18 protein-coding genes are annotated in these 16,320 nt (G+C 46.5%); all 18 read right to left on the minus strand.

The features are described from left to right. Positions 1 to 9: 9 nt before the first annotated feature. Positions 10 to 567: a ribosome hibernation-promoting factor, HPF/YfiA family gene (gene hpf / locus R50912_RS30335; protein WP_042240220.1), complete on the minus strand. Its 558-nt coding sequence runs from the start codon at positions 565 to 567 to the stop codon at positions 10 to 12. A gap of 262 nt (positions 568 to 829) precedes the next feature. Next, positions 830 to 2,266: an S-layer homology domain-containing protein gene (locus R50912_RS33705; RefSeq protein ID WP_052416766.1), complete on the minus strand. Its 1,437-nt coding sequence runs from the start codon at positions 2,264 to 2,266 to the stop codon at positions 830 to 832. A 340-nt stretch (positions 2,267 to 2,606) separates the two neighbouring features. Next, positions 2,607 to 2,804 (minus strand): cold shock domain-containing protein, encoded by a 198-nt coding sequence (locus R50912_RS30345; protein WP_019915069.1) that lies wholly within the window; start codon positions 2,802 to 2,804, stop codon positions 2,607 to 2,609. Between the two features lie 229 nt (positions 2,805 to 3,033). Then, positions 3,034 to 3,369: a flagellar protein FliT gene (locus R50912_RS30350; RefSeq protein ID WP_042240222.1), complete on the minus strand. Its 336-nt coding sequence runs from the start codon at positions 3,367 to 3,369 to the stop codon at positions 3,034 to 3,036. After that, the gene (gene fliS, locus R50912_RS30355) at positions 3,362 to 3,751 is read right to left on the minus strand and encodes a flagellar export chaperone FliS (protein ID WP_042240224.1); all 390 of its coding nucleotides are present in this window, start codon (positions 3,749 to 3,751) and stop codon (positions 3,362 to 3,364) included. Before fliS ends, R50912_RS30350 begins: the two co-directional genes overlap by 8 nt. Positions 3,752 to 3,775: 24 nt before the next feature. After that, positions 3,776 to 5,302, minus strand: coding sequence for a flagellar filament capping protein FliD (gene fliD / locus R50912_RS30360; RefSeq protein WP_231637737.1), 1,527 nt, complete (start codon positions 5,300 to 5,302; stop codon positions 3,776 to 3,778). An 18-nt stretch (positions 5,303 to 5,320) separates the two neighbouring features. After that, positions 5,321 to 5,725, minus strand: coding sequence for a flagellar protein FlaG (locus R50912_RS30365; protein WP_042240225.1), 405 nt, complete (start codon positions 5,723 to 5,725; stop codon positions 5,321 to 5,323). Between the two features lie 141 nt (positions 5,726 to 5,866). Further along, positions 5,867 to 7,246 (minus strand): flagellin N-terminal helical domain-containing protein, encoded by a 1,380-nt coding sequence (locus tag R50912_RS30370; RefSeq protein WP_042240227.1) that lies wholly within the window; start codon positions 7,244 to 7,246, stop codon positions 5,867 to 5,869. Between the two features lie 148 nt (positions 7,247 to 7,394). Continuing rightward, positions 7,395 to 7,628, minus strand: coding sequence for a carbon storage regulator CsrA (gene csrA / locus R50912_RS30375; RefSeq protein ID WP_042240230.1), 234 nt, complete (start codon positions 7,626 to 7,628; stop codon positions 7,395 to 7,397). A 1-nt stretch (position 7,629) separates the two neighbouring features. Beyond that, the gene (gene fliW, locus R50912_RS30380; RefSeq protein WP_042240231.1) at positions 7,630 to 8,076 is read right to left on the minus strand and encodes a flagellar assembly protein FliW; all 447 of its coding nucleotides are present in this window, start codon (positions 8,074 to 8,076) and stop codon (positions 7,630 to 7,632) included. Between the two features lie 87 nt (positions 8,077 to 8,163). Continuing rightward, on the minus strand, positions 8,164 to 8,727 hold the full coding sequence (locus R50912_RS30385) for a DUF6470 family protein (RefSeq protein WP_042240233.1): 564 nt from the start codon (positions 8,725 to 8,727) through the stop codon (positions 8,164 to 8,166). A gap of 14 nt (positions 8,728 to 8,741) precedes the next feature. Continuing rightward, positions 8,742 to 9,662, minus strand: a complete 921-nt coding sequence (gene flgL / locus R50912_RS30390; RefSeq protein ID WP_042240236.1) for a flagellar hook-associated protein FlgL — start codon at positions 9,660 to 9,662, stop codon at positions 8,742 to 8,744. A gap of 18 nt (positions 9,663 to 9,680) precedes the next feature. Further along, entirely contained in the window at positions 9,681 to 11,282 is a 1,602-nt protein-coding gene (gene flgK, locus R50912_RS30395) for a flagellar hook-associated protein FlgK (protein ID WP_042240238.1), read from the minus strand. Between the two features lie 57 nt (positions 11,283 to 11,339). Continuing rightward, complete coding sequence (locus R50912_RS30400) at positions 11,340 to 11,840, minus strand: flagellar protein FlgN (protein WP_042240241.1); 501 nt, start codon at positions 11,838 to 11,840, stop codon at positions 11,340 to 11,342. A gap of 12 nt (positions 11,841 to 11,852) precedes the next feature. Next, positions 11,853 to 12,140: a flagellar biosynthesis anti-sigma factor FlgM gene (gene flgM, locus R50912_RS30405; protein ID WP_039302663.1), complete on the minus strand. Its 288-nt coding sequence runs from the start codon at positions 12,138 to 12,140 to the stop codon at positions 11,853 to 11,855. A gap of 106 nt (positions 12,141 to 12,246) precedes the next feature. After that, positions 12,247 to 12,654 (minus strand): TIGR03826 family flagellar region protein, encoded by a 408-nt coding sequence (locus R50912_RS30410; protein ID WP_042218081.1) that lies wholly within the window; start codon positions 12,652 to 12,654, stop codon positions 12,247 to 12,249. A 142-nt stretch (positions 12,655 to 12,796) separates the two neighbouring features. Continuing rightward, positions 12,797 to 13,675, minus strand: coding sequence for a ComFC family protein (locus tag R50912_RS30415; RefSeq protein ID WP_052416767.1), 879 nt, complete (start codon positions 13,673 to 13,675; stop codon positions 12,797 to 12,799). Positions 13,676 to 13,737: 62 nt separating this feature from the next. Continuing rightward, positions 13,738 to 15,897 (minus strand): helicase-related protein, encoded by a 2,160-nt coding sequence (locus tag R50912_RS33710; RefSeq protein WP_052416768.1) that lies wholly within the window; start codon positions 15,895 to 15,897, stop codon positions 13,738 to 13,740. Positions 15,898 to 16,320 lie beyond the last annotated feature (423 nt).

The raw sequence follows: 16,320 nt of genomic DNA on the forward strand, positions 1-16,320 counted from the left end.
GTTAGCAGGTTAGTTCTGTTCGATCAAACCATACTTGCCGTCATCGCGTTTGTAAACAACGCTAACTTCAGAAGTGTCGATGTTGGAGAATACGAAGAAAGTATGTCCAATCATGTTCATTTGCAGAATCGCTTCTTCCACATCCATAGGCTTCAAGGTGAATCGTTTATTCCGCACAACCTCAAGATCATCATAATCCTGTTCCTGATCCTCAACAGCTACGGCATTGCCTGAACCTTCTACGAACAAGGTCTTCAAGCTGCCTTCCTGGCGGAATTTGCGATTAAGTTTGGTCTTGTGCTTGCGGATCTGACGTTCCAGCTTGTCCACTACGGCATCGATGGATGCATACATATCATCGCTGCGGTCTTCCGCACGAAGCGTCACACCTGCCAGCGGGATTGTAACTTCCACCGTATGAAGGCCGCGAACGACGCCAAGCGTCACATATCCTTCTGAGGTAGGGGGTGCATCGAAATACTTCTCAAGTCTGCTGAGCTTCTTATCAACATAGTCTCTCAAAGCGTCGGTCACTTCAATTTGTTGACCTCGAATGCTGAATTGCATGGGCACTCCTCCTTTGTTTACCTTTTCATTATAGCAAATTGTCAGGGCTAAGTAAAAAACAAATCATGACAGCCTTTACATTTAGCTAACAAAAGATGTCACCGCCCTGTCTTAAACAATAAACAGGTCCGGCTAGCGCATAAACTCGCCCTGGCCGGACCCATTACAGCTACAATAGTATCTCACTTTGAAGCGAAGATTATGAATGATTGCTGACATACTGCATGTTGCAGATAGTAGCGTCTGTGTCCATTCATATTACTTATTTGGTCTGGATACGCAGAATCTCTACTGGGGAGAAGTTACCATTAGAACCCGTGATGAAAAAGATTTTATAGGCTGTGTTGGAAGTCAGTCCGGTTAGCGCAAAGGTATGCTTTACAACTGGAGATACCGTAGAATTCGGACCAGTAAAAGTTCCCGTTAAGACAACGCCAGCACTATTCTTTCCTTCAGAAATCTGTTGTGCTGTAGGATCAGCTTCCGTTGCTTTGACTACAACATATTTCAGCGGTGTTGGTGCGCCACTCTGCCCGTATTTCGCATACACAGCAGCAGTTACAGTCCCTATGTTGTCAATCCCCACCTGAGTAAGTGATGTGTTACTGCTTGCTGCTGTTTTCAATCGAAGCGGTGTTACGCCAGACCAATTGCCTGAATTATCTGCCAGAGCAACATATACGGTATATTCAGTACCTGCACTCAGACCATATACAGAGAACGCAACGCTTGTGTTGGCAGTGACTGCTGTTTTGCCGGAATGAACGCCTGCTGCTCCTGCACTAGTCAATCCGTCTTTCACTTGTGCTGCAGTTGGTGCTGTTACGTTCATGCTGTAAGGAGCAACTACATAATATACTGCTCCTGTTACCGAAGGCGTAACATATACATCAGCAGTAACCGAACCCACATGACCGTACGTCACATTGCTTACAGAAGGCACAGTAGCGTTGCCGCCACCACCGCCAGTGCCACCACCACTACCACCGGTAACCGGGGTTGCTGTTGGGCTGGTGCTTGGCACAGGTGTTGCTGTAGGAGCAGGCGTTGCCGTAGGGGCCGGTGTAGGTGTTACTCCACCAGTGCCGGACGGTTTATAGACAACAGAGTTACTGATGATTCCGACCGCTTCGGCCCGTGTAAGTGATTTCTTTGGTCCGAAGGTTCCGTCCGGATAACCATTAATAATCTTCTTGTCTGCTGCTGCTACCACCGCACCTTTGGCCCAGGCTGCTACTTGGGCACTGTCCTTGAACTTAAGTGTAGTGGAGCTTGTACTCAGCTTCAGCACTTTGGCTGCAATGACAGCCGCTTCCTGCCGGGTAAGCGGATTGCTGGCGCGGAAGGTATTATTCTCATACCCGCCGATGTAACCGGCCTTTACGGCTTTGGCTACTTCGCTGTAGACCCAATTTGTGCTTTTGACATCCTTGAAGCGAATGGAAGCCGTTTCGGTGAACCCGAACAGGCGATTGATCAGTGCCACATACTCACCACGGGTAATAGCCTTGTTCGGCTTCACCGTTCCGTCAGGATAGCCGCCCAGGTATCCTTTATCCAGCCAGCTCTGCAGTTGCTTCTGTGCCCAGTGACCTTTAATGTCTTTGGGGGTAGCCGCAGCTGACACACTGCCTAGTGATCCGAGCAACATCGAAATACCAAGTAATCCGGCCATAAGGCCACGCCATGTTTTCTTCATTCTTTTGTTCATCCTCCTGAGTGTTTGATGGGCATAGGCTTCACTGCATGTCTTCTTATCTAGGTTCTTTTCGGAAGCATACGCCTAAGTTAATAATGGGGTGCTATCTAGGCAACAATAAGCCCAACATCTCTCATTACCCATATTTTGGAGGGAACTAACGGATTCTTGAAATAAAACTATACAAAGTGTCTAATGATGTGTCTTTTCCGCCTTATGTTGCGCGTCATTTGTTAGGTGAACGTAAAAAAGACCCCGGGGAATATCCCCAAGGTCTAACGCTAGCGTTGTCTCAATTGCTAACCATCTACCATATATGTAGGTCGGCTTCGCCGGATGATTATAATTTGATGACGTTAGCTGCTTGTGGTCCGCGTGCGCCTTCAACGATATCGAACTCTACGGATTGGCCTTCGTCCAATGTCTTGAAACCGTCAGTTTGAATCGCGGAGAAGTGTACGAATACGTCGCCACCATCGGCAGTTTCGATGAAACCATAACCTTTTTCTGCGTTAAACCATTTTACTTTACCTTCCATTGACTAAACATTCCCTTCGTCATCAGATGAACGTGAGTCTTGCTCACAATTCGACTATACCACCGCTGCTTCTCTATTGTCAATTGGAATAGTAAATGTTTACTTGCAATATTTTACCAGACAATAATTGACCTCGAAAAAGGATAGATTCAGTGATACAAGATACAAAAAAAGGAGCAGACGCTATTAAAATACCCGCCCGCTCCCCAGCTGAAACATCTGGATTTTATTATTTTTTTCGGTCCATTAGAATGCTGTCTGGGGTGTAGCCTACCTCGTAGGCATTGCGTTGGGCTTTGGCTTGGTTGCGCTTCTGCAGCCAGTCTTTGGCTTCCAGCCGGTGGGCATTCATCCGGGCCATGATGGCTGGGTCATGTTCCATAATTCGACGAAGTACATCTTTTTGTGCAGAGGTCATCTGACAGATTTCTACTTCTTTCCCGATGGCTTCGACAAGTTTCTGGCGTTGTTCCACGAAGGCTTCGAGTTCTTCATAAGTGGCATCTTCCAACTGTTGGTTCATTACCTGGGTCAATTGTTCAAGCTCCTGCAACAGATTATCCATGCTGGACGTCTTGTTCTGCAGTCATTTTAGAAGCCTGAGCGAAAGTCTGACGAAGTTCCAGTAGGTAACCAATCGCCTCCTCTGCCTGTTCCTTGGATTTCTTTATGTTGGATTCAATGAATAGATAATTAATATATTCATACATTGAAGCAAGACCCTTGGAAACTTCATATGAGTTATCCAATGTAGTGATAAGCTCATTTACAATTGTCTGTGCCTTACCCAGGTTAGTGCTCACTTTATTAAAGTCGGCCGACTCTATTCCTTCTAACGCCGCCTTACCAAAACGTATCGCTCCGTCAAACATCATAAGCAACAGTTGTGCCGGACTTGAAGTCTGCACCGAGGATTGCCGATATTTATCGTAAGGAGATGTTATCATTCATGTTCACCCTTTGTTGAATATTTATTTGAAATAGCTTGAGAGGTTACTAGACTGGCTATTATACTTATTCATTGCGGTTTCCATGGCAGTGAATTTCTTATAATAGTTAGATTCCATAGTTGTTAGGCGGGTCTGTAAATTTGCTATTCGAGTATTATAGTCAGTTAATTTTTTCCCCATGAGGCTTTCAGTCTTATAGGCACCGGTAATCTCCGTAGTATATTTGGAAGTGCCAGCCTTCACAACTAACTTATCCAAAGATGTATTAAGCTGTTCTGCCATTTTACTATATATCCCTTGCGAACCAGCCGTACCTTGAAATATTGATATTGCTTTTTGAGGATTTTCCTGAAGCGCTTGCTTCAATTTATCAGTATCAATATTAATTTTACCATTTTCATAATACTGGCCTGTGGTAATACCCATTTCACTAAGCCCTTTTAATTGACCTGTTATAATGGTTCTCAAGGAAGCTAGTGTTGATTTCAGAATATCATCATTTTTCAACATTCCACTTTTTGCTTTGGCTTCCCACAGCTCAATATCCTTTTCTTTCATATCTTTCTTCTGTTCATCTGTTAGTGGAGTGAAATCTTTATATCGTTCCTCAGATACTTTTGTATTTAACAAACTTATCAGGTCGTTATAATCTTTAACAAAGTTAGTGATGGTATCCAATGTTTTTGTTGTATCGGTTTGAGTAGAAATATCGGTAGCACCATCTGTGCCTGACGCCGCGAGCAGAGTCATCTTCACACCATTTACTGTGATTGTGTTGTTCTCAGAACTAAAATCTTGTACATATGTTGCCGGATCACCTGCCTGTGCTCCATTATTAGCGACTGAAACCTCAATCGAGGCCTTTTTAGCTGCAATTGGAACTACACCAGGATCCATGCCAAAAAGATTCAATAGCGAACTTTCTGCAACCACACCACTGGAGTTAGTCATTTTCAGATTATTATCAGGTCCATAATCCTTAGCAGTGATATTAAAGCGTCCACTGACTTCATCAAAACTTGCAGTTACCTTTGCATTACTAGCCCCATTAATTTTACTAACTACATCAGCAATCGTATCATCTTTACTTAAAGAGATGTTGGTCTTATTAATGAATAAATCATAGGTAGAAAGCCCTCCACCCAACTCATCTAGAGTGGTCTTAAGTGTTGCTTTTACTCCATCTTCCACCATACCGACAGTTAACTCCGCTTTTGGTAAAGAAGACTTCTCAGCAAGATTATTAACCTTAACGCTCATGGGAATAGAACTTGCATCAGCATTCGCTTCTGCCTGAATAGCTTTGGTATTACCAGTCACAACAGCTTTCTGTGCATTCATTGCGGCCGCTAAATTATATTTTAGAATCTTATTATTACGGAAGTCTACAAGTTTAGAGTTAATTTCACGGTAATTATCTCGTTGCCATTGAAGTGTCTGTTTCTGTTGATTCAGTTTATCTAAGGGTATTCGTTTGGCAGTCATCATTTCTTTAACAATACTTTCTGTATCCATACCTGAAACCATACCACTAAGGCGAATAGTCATAAGTTCATCCCGTCCTTTCTATACTTTCTCATCAATGATGATTCCGGCCAATTCCATCATCTTCGCTACCAGATCCAATGTCTTCTCGGGAGGAACTTCACGAATAAGCTCTCCTGTATCTTTATTAAGCACCTTTACCATAATGGCGTGCGTTTTTTCGTGTATGCTGACTTCCAAGGTGGTTGAAGGACCTTGAAGGGCCTTAACAGCCTTCTCAATAGTACGGATCAATTGCTCTTCTCCTACCGATACCGCTGTACCCTGTTTCTCTAGCGTATTAAGTTGAGTTGTATGTATTAACGGAGCAGTTGGGGGAAGACTCCCAGCATTATCTGGGATTACATCCTTAACTGGAGCAGTTGAACTGGGCGTATAAGTTGAAGCCTTGCCTCCACTAGCTGTAAATGAAAACTGTACGTTCATAATAGAACCTCCGATAATAACAATTTACTATATATATCGGTTAGTTCTTGCGGAAGATTAAGGGAATACAGAAAGATTCGTAATTAATCCATGAAAAAAGAGACCCCTAAAATAGGGATCTCTAATCTTGCTAAGAAAGGATTAACGAAGCAATTGAAGAACGCCTTGCGGCTGTTGGTTAGCCTGAGCCAACATAGCCTGAGCGGCTTGTGCAAGGATGTTGTTCTTAGTCTGGCTCATCATTTCTTTAGCCATGTCAACGTCACGTACACGGGATTCAGCAGCAGTCAAGTTCTCAGCAGTAGTTCCCAAGTTATTGATCGTGTGTTCCAGACGGTTCTGGAACGCACCCAACTTAGAACGTTCGCCGGAAACTTGTTTGATAGCATCATCCAATGTTTTGATTGCTGTCTCTGCGCCTGTAGTTGTCAGAACATTTACATCTTTGATTTTATTAGTTGTATTACCCAAAGTTGTAGTATCCATTTGATTAATATCAATCAACATTGTTTGATCTTTGTTAGCTCCGATGTGGATGGAAGCACCAGTACTTGTTACGTTAATTGAAGCTGTATCATTTAACGCACCAGCTGCTGTGAATTCCGCGCTTCCATATAGCAATTGCTGTCCAACACCTTTAACGGCAGTAGTAACACCGTTTGTTACGTCAGCAATGTTAGCCTCAGCATCTACACCAGCAGTTGTTGCTGCGGCACCCAATACTCCACCGGCATTCCAAGCAGCATTAGAACCACTGAGGTCGATCTTTCCAGTAGAACCAAACGTCGTGGCGGTAAGTACGGAAGCTGTACCATTTACACCAGTAGTCATTTCTACTCCTGTTTTATCTTTGACAGCGTTAATAGCTATTTTCAGACCAGCTACTGTAGTAAGACCTGTAGTATCAATTTTAACACCATTAATAACCAAGTCACCAGCAGCTACTGCTGTTATTACATCTGCATCCGCACCAACTGCTCCCGATGTTTTAGTAGCTTTAGTAGCAGCTTTTGTGATTTCAACGTCATATTGTCCTTTAGCAAGGCCCGTGGCGGATACGATATCAACTTTAGCTGCATCAGAAGATATACCCTTAGCACCCAACGATCCATTCAACAGCGTCTGGGTATTGAACTCAGTAGTACTGGAAATTCTATCAATTTCGGAATTCAACTGACCCAGTTCCTTCTGGATTTCATTACGGTCGGAACCTGTGTTAGTATCATTACCTGCTTGTACAGAAAGTTCACGCATACGCTGCAGGATGGAATGTGTTTCATTCAAAGCGCCTTCAGCGGTTTGAATCAAAGAGATACCATCTTGAGCATTACGGGAAGCCTGATCCAAACCACGGATTTGGCCGCGCATTTTTTCGGAGATTGCCAGACCAGCTGCGTCGTCACCTGCACGGTTGATACGAAGACCGGAAGACAGCTTCTCAATATTCTTGTTAGTGTTAGCAGTGTTAGCTGCCAGTTGACGGTGCGTGTTCAAAGCCGCGATATTGTGGTTGATAATCATTTTGTATTTCCTCCCTGAAATTGAGTTGTTCCACATCCATGTGGTAAACGCTGCCGTTAAGGTCGGCCGCCCCTCCGGATTCAGCGTCTAATATATATATCGTCTTGTCCGGTAATTTGTTTATAGCTATTTACATGAATTCGCAAATTTATTTTTGTGTGCGTAACCGTTCCATTAGAGCATTAAGATTGCCTGGGGTTGGCGAAGCAGATTCCTTATTGGCTTCTTTTATTGATAGGTACACTTCTTCCCTGAAGATATCGACATGCTTCGGAGCGTTAATACCTACCTTCACAATATCTCCTTCAACACTCAAAATAGTAATCTCAATATTATCCTGTATAATAATCGACTCGCCTTTTTTGCGGGTAAGAACGAGCATATTATTCACCACCCTTTTCAAAATGATCATGGGGAGCATTCCATAAACTATGTCTTGTTTGATAGTTCGAGTTGTGAAGTACAACCTGCTTCCCTGAGCGTGTATTCGGATTTAGTACAATAGGGGCAAGTAAATTAACAGTTGAGTGTTCCAACTCTTCTTTAATTGTAACCATACAACGAATATTTACATCCTCTATAATCTCTAATTCTTCTTTATCCGCTTGTGGAAGCTCAAATTCATAAGTCGGATAAAAAACAAAAGGGTCACTCAATAAAAATGATACACTTTCATTTTGAAGAGATTGTAAATAACTAAACGGTCCGTCTTCTACCGTAATCAAAGCAAAATCAATATCTTCTTCAAAACCTGGAACACCTTTGGGAAAATGATATATTTGTTCTTCCGTAATATCCAGCGTTCCCCAAGTCAATGTTTCTATAATCATTCTACGAACACTCCTTATTCTTATTGTCTAATAAAAAAGCCATAGATATTTGGTTATATCAACCGAATCTATAGCTTGTAACATTATTTACATTTGAATATCAATCTCCGGTGGAATAAAGCTTATGGATTGTCTCTGCCTTAGATAAATATCTAACTTAGATGGTGTAAAGCTAATTTGAGGGTTGTGAGCCTCTGCTTGAATACTCACTTCAGACTTACGATATTCAATTTGCGGAGGTACTAACTCGACATTTATATGCACGTTATCAACCGATGCAGGTCCACGAATCTCCGGGTAGGACACCGGCTGCCAATCTTCACCGTAAACCTCTGCTATACTATTTCCCGGTTTATGAAAATTAGCCACCCGCTCCCCTTGCTCCATTCGTTTGGCAATGCCTTGAAGCCATAGCTGCTCAATACCTGAATAGATACGCTGATTCATCTCGCGGTACGTTCCACCAGTATATGCGGCTCTGGCCTGAGTCTGATCAATGGTCATTTCAGCAGGAGACTGACGAATTTCTAATTGCCCAGGAGTTGTATATATTTGCAGATCCGCTTTAGGCTGAACTATTGATAGGCGCCCGGTAGTAGTCTCCATTCCAATCAATGCATTTGTTTGCCGTATTTGAACTGCGGGTATCATCTAGAGGCTTCCCCCTATCGTATGAAGTCAACCAGGGTAGCCTGAATAATTTTGGAACCTACAGATAGAGAAGCATTGTAAATGTTCTCTTGGATCTTGGACTTCATTAACATCTCCGCATAATCACCATCTTCAGTCTTGGACTGCAGGTCTGTTAAATTCACTTCCATATCACTTAGTCTGTTCTTCATCAATTCTATCCGGTTAGCTTTGGCCCCTACTTCAGCCTGGACTGTTAATATCTTATTGATTCTACTATCAAGATTTCCTAATTGAGTGGATACCTCCGAGGTATCTCCATCAGCCAATGCAGTTGTAATTTTATCGATGACTGCAAATATATTATCTTCTTCATTTCCGCCAAATACATCACTACCTGTAATATTGATTGGAAGTTGAACACTGTCACCTACAGAATAATTCAATAGCCCTTTATCTGTAACAACAGAAGCTGCACCAGATGTGTCAGGGGTTCCATCTGCTCCTGTAGCAAACTTATAGGGTTGAACATCATATTGCTGTCCATTAAAGATGTATTTCCCCTTAAACTGGCTATTGGAAATATCAATAAGCTGTTCCTTAAGCTGTTTAACCTCTGCATTAATACTATCAAGAGCCTCTTGAGGATTAGATCCACTAGCTCCTTTTACAGAGAGTTCACGAAGTCGTTGGATCACATCTCCCGTCTGAGTCAATACTGTATCATTAAATTCCAGCCAAGATGTAGCATCATCTACGTTCTCCTGATATTGCTCATTACCTGACAAGTCCGCACGGTATCGAAGAGAATAAGTAATGCCAACCGGATCATCGGAAGGCTTGTTAATCTTACGTCCAGTTGCTAACTGCAGTTGTGTATCGTTCATCGTGCGGGCGTTGCGGTTCAGGTTAAGCAAGAGCTGTGAATTCATCATATTAGAGGTTACCCGTAACATCGCTTAAATCCCCCTTTCTTATCTGCCTACGGTGCCGGTGGAATTGATCAATTTATCGAGCATTTCATCATAAGTTGTCATAAAACGCGCAGCAGCGCTATAAGCATGTTGGAATACCAGCATATTGGACATCTCTTCATCTAGAGATACTCCACTAACTGATTGGCGGCGTGCATTTACTTGCTCGACAAGATAATTGGAGTTTTCTGTCTGGCGGGTCGCTTCTTGGGATTGAACTCCCAGTTGTCCAACCATTGATTTATAAAAGGAATTTGCTGTTGCCTTAATTCCGGTAGTAGGAGATGTGAACGAGCCTGATTGTTGGGTGGCTAGAAGCAGGGCAAGCGTATTGTTCCCTTTGACAACTGATTCAGAAGTACCTGTTCCCACAGTTCGGAGCGAGGTAGCTAAAAGGTTAGTATCAGCGGCAATTACAGAATTAAAGCTAATATTACCTGCAGTAAATACATTCCCGTCACCAGTAATTGTGAACAGCGGCTTACCGGGATTGAGCGTGCCATCCATGGTATAACCGAGCTGATGAAGACCATTCAAGCCTTTCACCGTTGTCTTCACATCAGCGCTTAAAGTAACGCCTTTAGGGAAGGGTGTACCGGCTGTAATTGTAGTCGTGGTCCCACCTGCTTGGGGAATTGTTACATCAGTAGTTAATACTGTACCCTCAGGAAGGATAGATCCCTTAGGGAGAGTAATCTCCATATCACCGTTAGCAATAGTATTCGCAATGTTATCAAGCTGTTTCTTATAATCCGCTACATACTTCTGACTGGAAGAGATCATTCCGTGAACTTCTCCAGTCTTGAGATCCCCCGAAGCGAATGCAGTGTTAAGGAATGCACTGTCTACTGTCGCAGATACAGCGGCACCTTGTACTAGCTGTTGGCTGCCAAGCGAAATGTTATAGCCGTATTCAGTATCTATTACACTGACATTGGCAATCTTGGAGAGCTTGTCCGTCAGCAGGTCACGTTGATCCCGCAGGTCATTTGCTTTATCGCCCATGCTCTCAATTTTGAAAATAGATGAGTTCAAATCTGCAATGGAAGTTAAATATCCCTGTACCTCAGTACCTTTGACTGCCACATTGGAGGCCAAATCCGTATCAAGGTTGCTGAGCTGTCTACTCATATAATTAAGTGCATCGGTCATAGCCTGAGCAGTCTGAACCACAATCTTCCGGGAAGTGCTGTCTTCCGGGTTCTTACTGAGATCCGACCAGGATTTCCAAAAATTATCGAGCACTGTACTTATACCCGTATCTGATGGTTCTTTAAAGATCGACTCCAGCTTATCCAGTGTATCCGATTGGATCGCCCAGCTCCCCAAAGCTGAATTCTCGCCCCGGTATTGGGTATCCAGAAAAGTCTCTCGAATCCGATCAATTGAACCGAATTCTACCCCTGTCCCCATCTGTCCCGGCAGTGTTGAGTTATTGAGACCATAGGCCTCGATAGGTATAGCCGCCTTCATATTCACACGCTGGCGTGTGTAGCCTTCCGTATTGGCGTTGGCTATGTTGTGGCCGGTTGTATTGAGCGCAGCAGTCTGGGTAAACAGGCTTCGTCTTGCAGTTTCTATCGAGTGAAATGTGGATGTCATGCTACTTGTTCCTCCCTTGTGATTGCTGCGGTGAAAGAGGCCATGAGGATAAACGGGTTATCCGCGGGCATCAAAAAGGCCCGGCCGAGTCACACTGCTGCCCTTGTCGGACGGATGATGGTATGTCATTTCCTGATTTGGTCTTCCGACAAGCAAATCCAGGGAATAATCTATAAAGGTAAGCGACTGCTCAATCAGCTTCTGATTCAGCTCATTGGCAAGTTTCAATTGCTGCAATGTGCCGGAAAGCTTCTGCTGAATATGCAGCAGGCGCGATTTGTCCTCAGGATCAAATACAAGGCGGGACAGCTCGGTAAGATTCAGATTCAGATTGGAACGGATTCCAACCCCCTGCAGAAAAGTAAATGCCGCTTCCGCACGCTTCTCTTCCAGCTGTCCGATCACCTTCATAAGCTTGGACTCACGGTTCAGGATGTCGATGAGACCCTCCACCTTGTTGTCCATGATGGTCTGTTTCTTGACAGCGGCCAAATCCAGCATTTGCACATGCGCTTCGTCCAGCCGCTCTAGCAATTCTAATAATGTCGTAAGTGCCATGGGTGTGTTCACCTAATTCTCGGAGGATTGCTTAAAGTAGGGGGCGAGTGTCTCTGCGAGCTTAGCTGCGTCAACCTGGTAGGTACCTGCGGATACTTGCTGTTTCAGGCTCTCGATCTTGTTCGCACGTTCAGCGTCAATCTTGCCGCTTTTCTGTGCCTGGAGCAGCTTAATGGCTTCATCCGAAATCGATACCTCGTCCTTGCGTGTGCTCTTCTTCATTTGTTCCTGCCTTTGCGATTCCGCACTCCGTTGATACGGGTTCATCGCGTTAATTCGTCCGGTCTCGTTAATTTTCATAACTTCCACCTTCCTTCTGATATAAAAAAGCCGATAATCTTTACTAAGTTTATCGGCCTTTGTTGAAACATTCTTTATAGCTGCAAACGTTTTTTTGCAGATTTTATTAGTTCCGGAACTTGTCCACGGCGCGGTATGCGGCATCCGAAGTCTTTTTGGTACTGCTTTTGTCCACAGTTTCCTTGGCAGCATTTGCCAGATCCTTGGTCAAGCGGCTGCGGCAGCTGTCGCACATATGCCCGTCACGGATCAAGGTTCCGCAGACTTCGCAAGGGTACATCATGTTAGGTGCGTTCGCTATGGAAATCCGGCCCTCACGAATGAAACGGGTGATTTCCTTAATGGAGATCTCCGTGGCATCGGACAGTTCCTGAATATTAGTGCCTCTATTTTTGCGCAGGTAGTCTACACAGATTTCATATTCATGCTCTAAATCTTTGATACAAGGCTGGCACAGGTTCATCAAATTCTTAACATATAGCCGGCCGCATCTTGGACAATTATCTACATTCATTTCTACCGCGGCTCCCTTCCTTACATTCTGCACAGCTTATAAATATCTTATGCTAATAAGATTACATGATAGCTGAAGTTCCGTCTATGGTTAGTATCGGTTGTGGAGCAGGTTTAATTTAATTTCCGAACGGCCGAAACCGCTAAGAACGTGCCCATGTCAGACTGTATATCTCCGCCGCATAGCCCAAATCACCAATGAGCCGGTGAAGTGCTTCAGCGCAGGCCCGTATTGTGCTTCCAGTGGTGTAGATATCATCGATAATAATGATCTGCAGGGGGCGCTGCTGAAGCGGGGGAGCCATTGAATCCATTTGTTCTTTCAAACTTTGCAGAATCTTAGGATCTGTATTCCCGGCAAAAACCTGCTTCATATCGGCCAGCCGTTCACTTCTGCTTTTGAAGCTCTGTTTGCCGGTATGCCGGGTACGAATCAGCAGCGGCAGCTGCGGAATCCCCCTCCGTAGAGATAATACATCTGCCAGTTGCTCCGCCTGATTAAACCCTCTTTCAGCCAGGCGGGCTGAGCTTACAGGCACAGGGACCAGCAAATCGGCTTGCCATAGGGCCGGGTGAATAAGAAGATAGTTTGACTTTGCTGAAAAAGGTTTACCCGGAGATATATCCAGTAGCGGAGCATTTCGCCCTACCTCACTCTGCTCTTGTTGAAGTATAGCATATGCCTTGTCCAGCATCAGGCCCAGTGTAGGGGCCAAGCGTTCATTCCCTCTGTATTTGTACTGACCCAGCAACTCGCGCATCTCACTTGTATAGGCCACCGCGCTGCGGTTGCAGCGGATCGGCACTGGCTCGCGGCTGCGGCTGCAATCCGGACAGCCGACATGGCGACCGCAGGTCTGGCACCGGGGACAGCGGATCCATGGGATCCCTGTATGGCAGCTTACGCAAATTCCCGGCAGCCCGGATGAAGGACGGCCTCTTTTACCACAGAACAGACATTGAGGCAGGGTAGGAGCGATTAACAATTGGGCTTTTTTAATCCATGACATTATGGAATTCATCTATAACCTCCTTCAGGTGATGTGCACATTATTATGACTAAAAGAGTAGGAAGCTTCTTATCTCACAGGTATCCCTGTCTATGGGCAATGGCGTTCATGCTGCGAATCTGTGAAATCGCTCTGCGCTGTGACTTGCTCCACTCTGCGGAAGCGAATACGACGTGGCCGTCCGGATCATCTTTGGAGCGTCCTGCCCGGCCCGCCATCTGCACCAGAGCTGCTTCGTCAAACAGACTGCTGTCCGCATCCAGAATAAATACATCACTGCGCGGAACCGTAACTCCCCGCTCCAGAATTGTCGTCGTTACCAGGAGTGAAATCGTACAATTGCGGAATTCCAGCACCTTCTCTGCTCTATCCGGATCTTTCGAGGAGGTTCCTTCTATAGGAACGCCAGGAAAAACACGCCTTAAAAGCTGAAGCAGTCCTGCGATATGGGCAATCCGCGAGACAAAGAGAAAAATCTGTGCTTTGCGGTTAAGAGATCTTTGCAAGGCGCGGATCAAACTTCCAGGGAGTCTCCCCTGCTTCAAACAACGGTGGAGCGGCGGCATATGTAAATGCACTGGGACCGGCAAGGGATGACCGTGAAAGCGGACGGGCACTCTCGCATGAGGTAGTCTTCCTGAACGGGCAAGGCGCTGTAATTCCATCGGTGGTGTAGCTGAGAGGAAAATGAATGATCCTGAGGGCTTACAAACCTGCCCGGCAGCGTAGGCCAGCATGGGATCATTATGATAGGGAAAAGCATCGAGTTCATCGATAATGACCAGATCAAAAGCTTGATTGAACCGCAGCAGCTGATGGGTTGTGGCCAGCGTTATTCTGCTTGCTCTCCAGCGGTCCTCGCTGCCTCCATACAGCACGGCGGGGGTATCCCCCGGGAAAGCCTTGGCCAGACGCGGCGCCAGCTCCAGCACGACGTCGCGCCGCGGTGTTGCGATCAGCGCCCGGCCTCCGGCTGCGAGCGCCGCCTCCAGGAGCGGGAACGTAATCTCCGTCTTTCCCGCTCCCGTCACTGCCCAGAGCAGGAACCGCTCTGGGCCTTGCACGGCGGAGCGCTCCCGCGGCTCCGCCAGGAACCCCAGCGCAGCGGCGGCCGCAGCCGCCTGCGCTGCGCTAAGTCCCCACCGGCGTGCCGCTACGGTGGGGGACACGCCTGCCGTGCAGCGCACGGCAGGCAGCGGCGCGCTGCGCAGCAGCAGCGCGCAAGCCCGGCTGCGCCCGAGTGCGAGGCAGGCCTCGCAATAGGCGCAGCCGGCAAGGCCGCACGCGGCGCAGGCCGTGCGGCCCGTGGGTACGCTGCCGCAGCGCAGGCAGCGTGGTGCCCCGCGGCGGGCGGCAGCGCCGCGCCGGGGCAGGCGAAGCAGCGGCAGGCGAAGCGCTGCACCGCGCAAGAGGCGGCCGGTGACCTGTGGGAACCGGCCAACAGTCAGGCGCGGTCGGGAACCGCGCCCGGCAACTGTCTCGCTCATTCGCTCCAGCACTCCCCCGCCTTGCTTCAGGTTGTCTGTCCGCTCCGTCTCTTTCACGCTCTGCTTCACCTTGCTCCTCTGTCCCATCACTCCCCCGCCTCGCTTCGGGTCATTATAAGCAACTGCCGCCCCAATCCTTATCCGTCTCTGAAGATGCGCCAACTGCGCTGCAGCGGGCCAATTCTCTGCCAACTCAGGCAGCCGTTCTGCCACCAGCGCATCCACTTCGCCCTGCAGCAGGGAACGGCCGGCAAGCACTGCTGCCAATTGATTAGCCGCCACTGCCAATGCAGCGGGCCCGCCCCATCCCAATAAGCTTTCCTTAGGAAATACCTGCTCACCACCGTAGTTCCCGGAAATTGCAGCCTCCTTCACATCTCCTCCCGCCCGGTCCAGCATAGATTCTCCACTGATATTTCCCTCAGTCAGCCACTCCGCCTCCCGGAAGCCACCCGCCGCCTGCTCTTGTCTAATTTCAGCCTTCAAACAGTTAGCAATGTAGCTTTTCCAATCCTCCTTCTTCCATAGACGCATGGCAGGGGAAGCTTTGAAGCCCTCGCGCAGCTGTACTCCCCAGCCTAACGGGAGCGATGGTGATAACAGCACAAGCCTGTCCGCTTGCCCGCCCCCCCAGCCTTCAACTCCATTTCCCTCAGCATTCCACCACAACCTGTCCACAGCCATGTTTAGCGATATCCTGATCTCCCAAGCGGCATTGCACTCTACCGCATATACTGCTACTCTCATCAAATCCCTCCCTCTCTCCATCAAAGTGGCTCATCACCGAGACCATAGATTGCGATTTCTCCCGAATCCACACTAAATTAATTGAACTTTTTATTTTTCTATTCCGCGATAGCCGTGACTACAGCAAACGTTTGGACTCCGGACACTATCAGGTTTGCATTTAGCTGTACTTGAACAGCAGGCAGCCTAACTGCATTTACTGCAACTATTTATTGCTGTAACGGCCTATCTATCCACTGAAGTGTATTTCGTACAACTAAAATCCGGGAAAACAGCAGTTTGGCCTCATGTCTGCAATAATAAGTGTACGAAGTGCAGCTATCTCCAGATATCCTGTCTAAATCTGAATAATAGCTGCACGAAATACAACTAAAGCAGCTGACCTTAAGTTTGGTGTCCGGCTGAATCACTAGGCAATCCGTG

Source organism: Paenibacillus sp. FSL R5-0912, from assembly GCF_000758605.1.
Classification (GTDB): Bacteria; Bacillota; Bacilli; order Paenibacillales; family Paenibacillaceae; genus Paenibacillus_AQ.

What these genes read in the sequence shown, in the direction of transcription:
- hpf (WP_042240220.1), bottom strand. Translation starts at nt 567, where the DNA reads ATGCAATTCAGCATTCGAGGTCAACAAATTGAAGTGACCGACGCTTTG.
- R50912_RS33705 (WP_052416766.1), bottom strand. Translation starts at nt 2,266, where the DNA reads ATGAAGAAAACATGGCGTGGCCTTATGGCCGGATTACTTGGTATTTCG.
- R50912_RS30345 (WP_019915069.1), bottom strand. Translation starts at nt 2,804, where the DNA reads ATGGAAGGTAAAGTAAAATGGTTTAACGCAGAAAAAGGTTATGGTTTC.
- R50912_RS30350 (WP_042240222.1), bottom strand. Translation starts at nt 3,369, where the DNA reads ATGGATAATCTGTTGCAGGAGCTTGAACAATTGACCCAGGTAATGAAC.
- fliS (WP_042240224.1), bottom strand. Translation starts at nt 3,751, where the DNA reads ATGATAACATCTCCTTACGATAAATATCGGCAATCCTCGGTGCAGACT.
- fliD (WP_231637737.1), bottom strand. Translation starts at nt 5,302, where the DNA reads ATGACTATTCGCCTTAGTGGTATGGTTTCAGGTATGGATACAGAAAGT.
- R50912_RS30365 (WP_042240225.1), bottom strand. Translation starts at nt 5,725, where the DNA reads ATGAACGTACAGTTTTCATTTACAGCTAGTGGAGGCAAGGCTTCAACT.
- R50912_RS30370 (WP_042240227.1), bottom strand. Translation starts at nt 7,246, where the DNA reads ATGATTATCAACCACAATATCGCGGCTTTGAACACGCACCGTCAACTG.
- csrA (WP_042240230.1), bottom strand. Translation starts at nt 7,628, where the DNA reads ATGCTCGTTCTTACCCGCAAAAAAGGCGAGTCGATTATTATACAGGAT.
- fliW (WP_042240231.1), bottom strand. Translation starts at nt 8,076, where the DNA reads ATGATTATAGAAACATTGACTTGGGGAACGCTGGATATTACGGAAGAA.
- R50912_RS30385 (WP_042240233.1), bottom strand. Translation starts at nt 8,727, where the DNA reads ATGATACCCGCAGTTCAAATACGGCAAACAAATGCATTGATTGGAATG.
- flgL (WP_042240236.1), bottom strand. Translation starts at nt 9,662, where the DNA reads ATGTTACGGGTAACCTCTAATATGATGAATTCACAGCTCTTGCTTAAC.
- flgK (WP_042240238.1), bottom strand. Translation starts at nt 11,282, where the DNA reads ATGACATCCACATTTCACTCGATAGAAACTGCAAGACGAAGCCTGTTT.
- R50912_RS30400 (WP_042240241.1), bottom strand. Translation starts at nt 11,840, where the DNA reads ATGGCACTTACGACATTATTAGAATTGCTAGAGCGGCTGGACGAAGCG.
- flgM (WP_039302663.1), bottom strand. Translation starts at nt 12,140, where the DNA reads ATGAAAATTAACGAGACCGGACGAATTAACGCGATGAACCCGTATCAA.
- R50912_RS30410 (WP_042218081.1), bottom strand. Translation starts at nt 12,654, where the DNA reads ATGAATGTAGATAATTGTCCAAGATGCGGCCGGCTATATGTTAAGAAT.
- R50912_RS30415 (WP_052416767.1), bottom strand. Translation starts at nt 13,675, where the DNA reads ATGAATTCCATAATGTCATGGATTAAAAAAGCCCAATTGTTAATCGCT.
- R50912_RS33710 (WP_052416768.1), bottom strand. Translation starts at nt 15,897, where the DNA reads ATGAGAGTAGCAGTATATGCGGTAGAGTGCAATGCCGCTTGGGAGATC.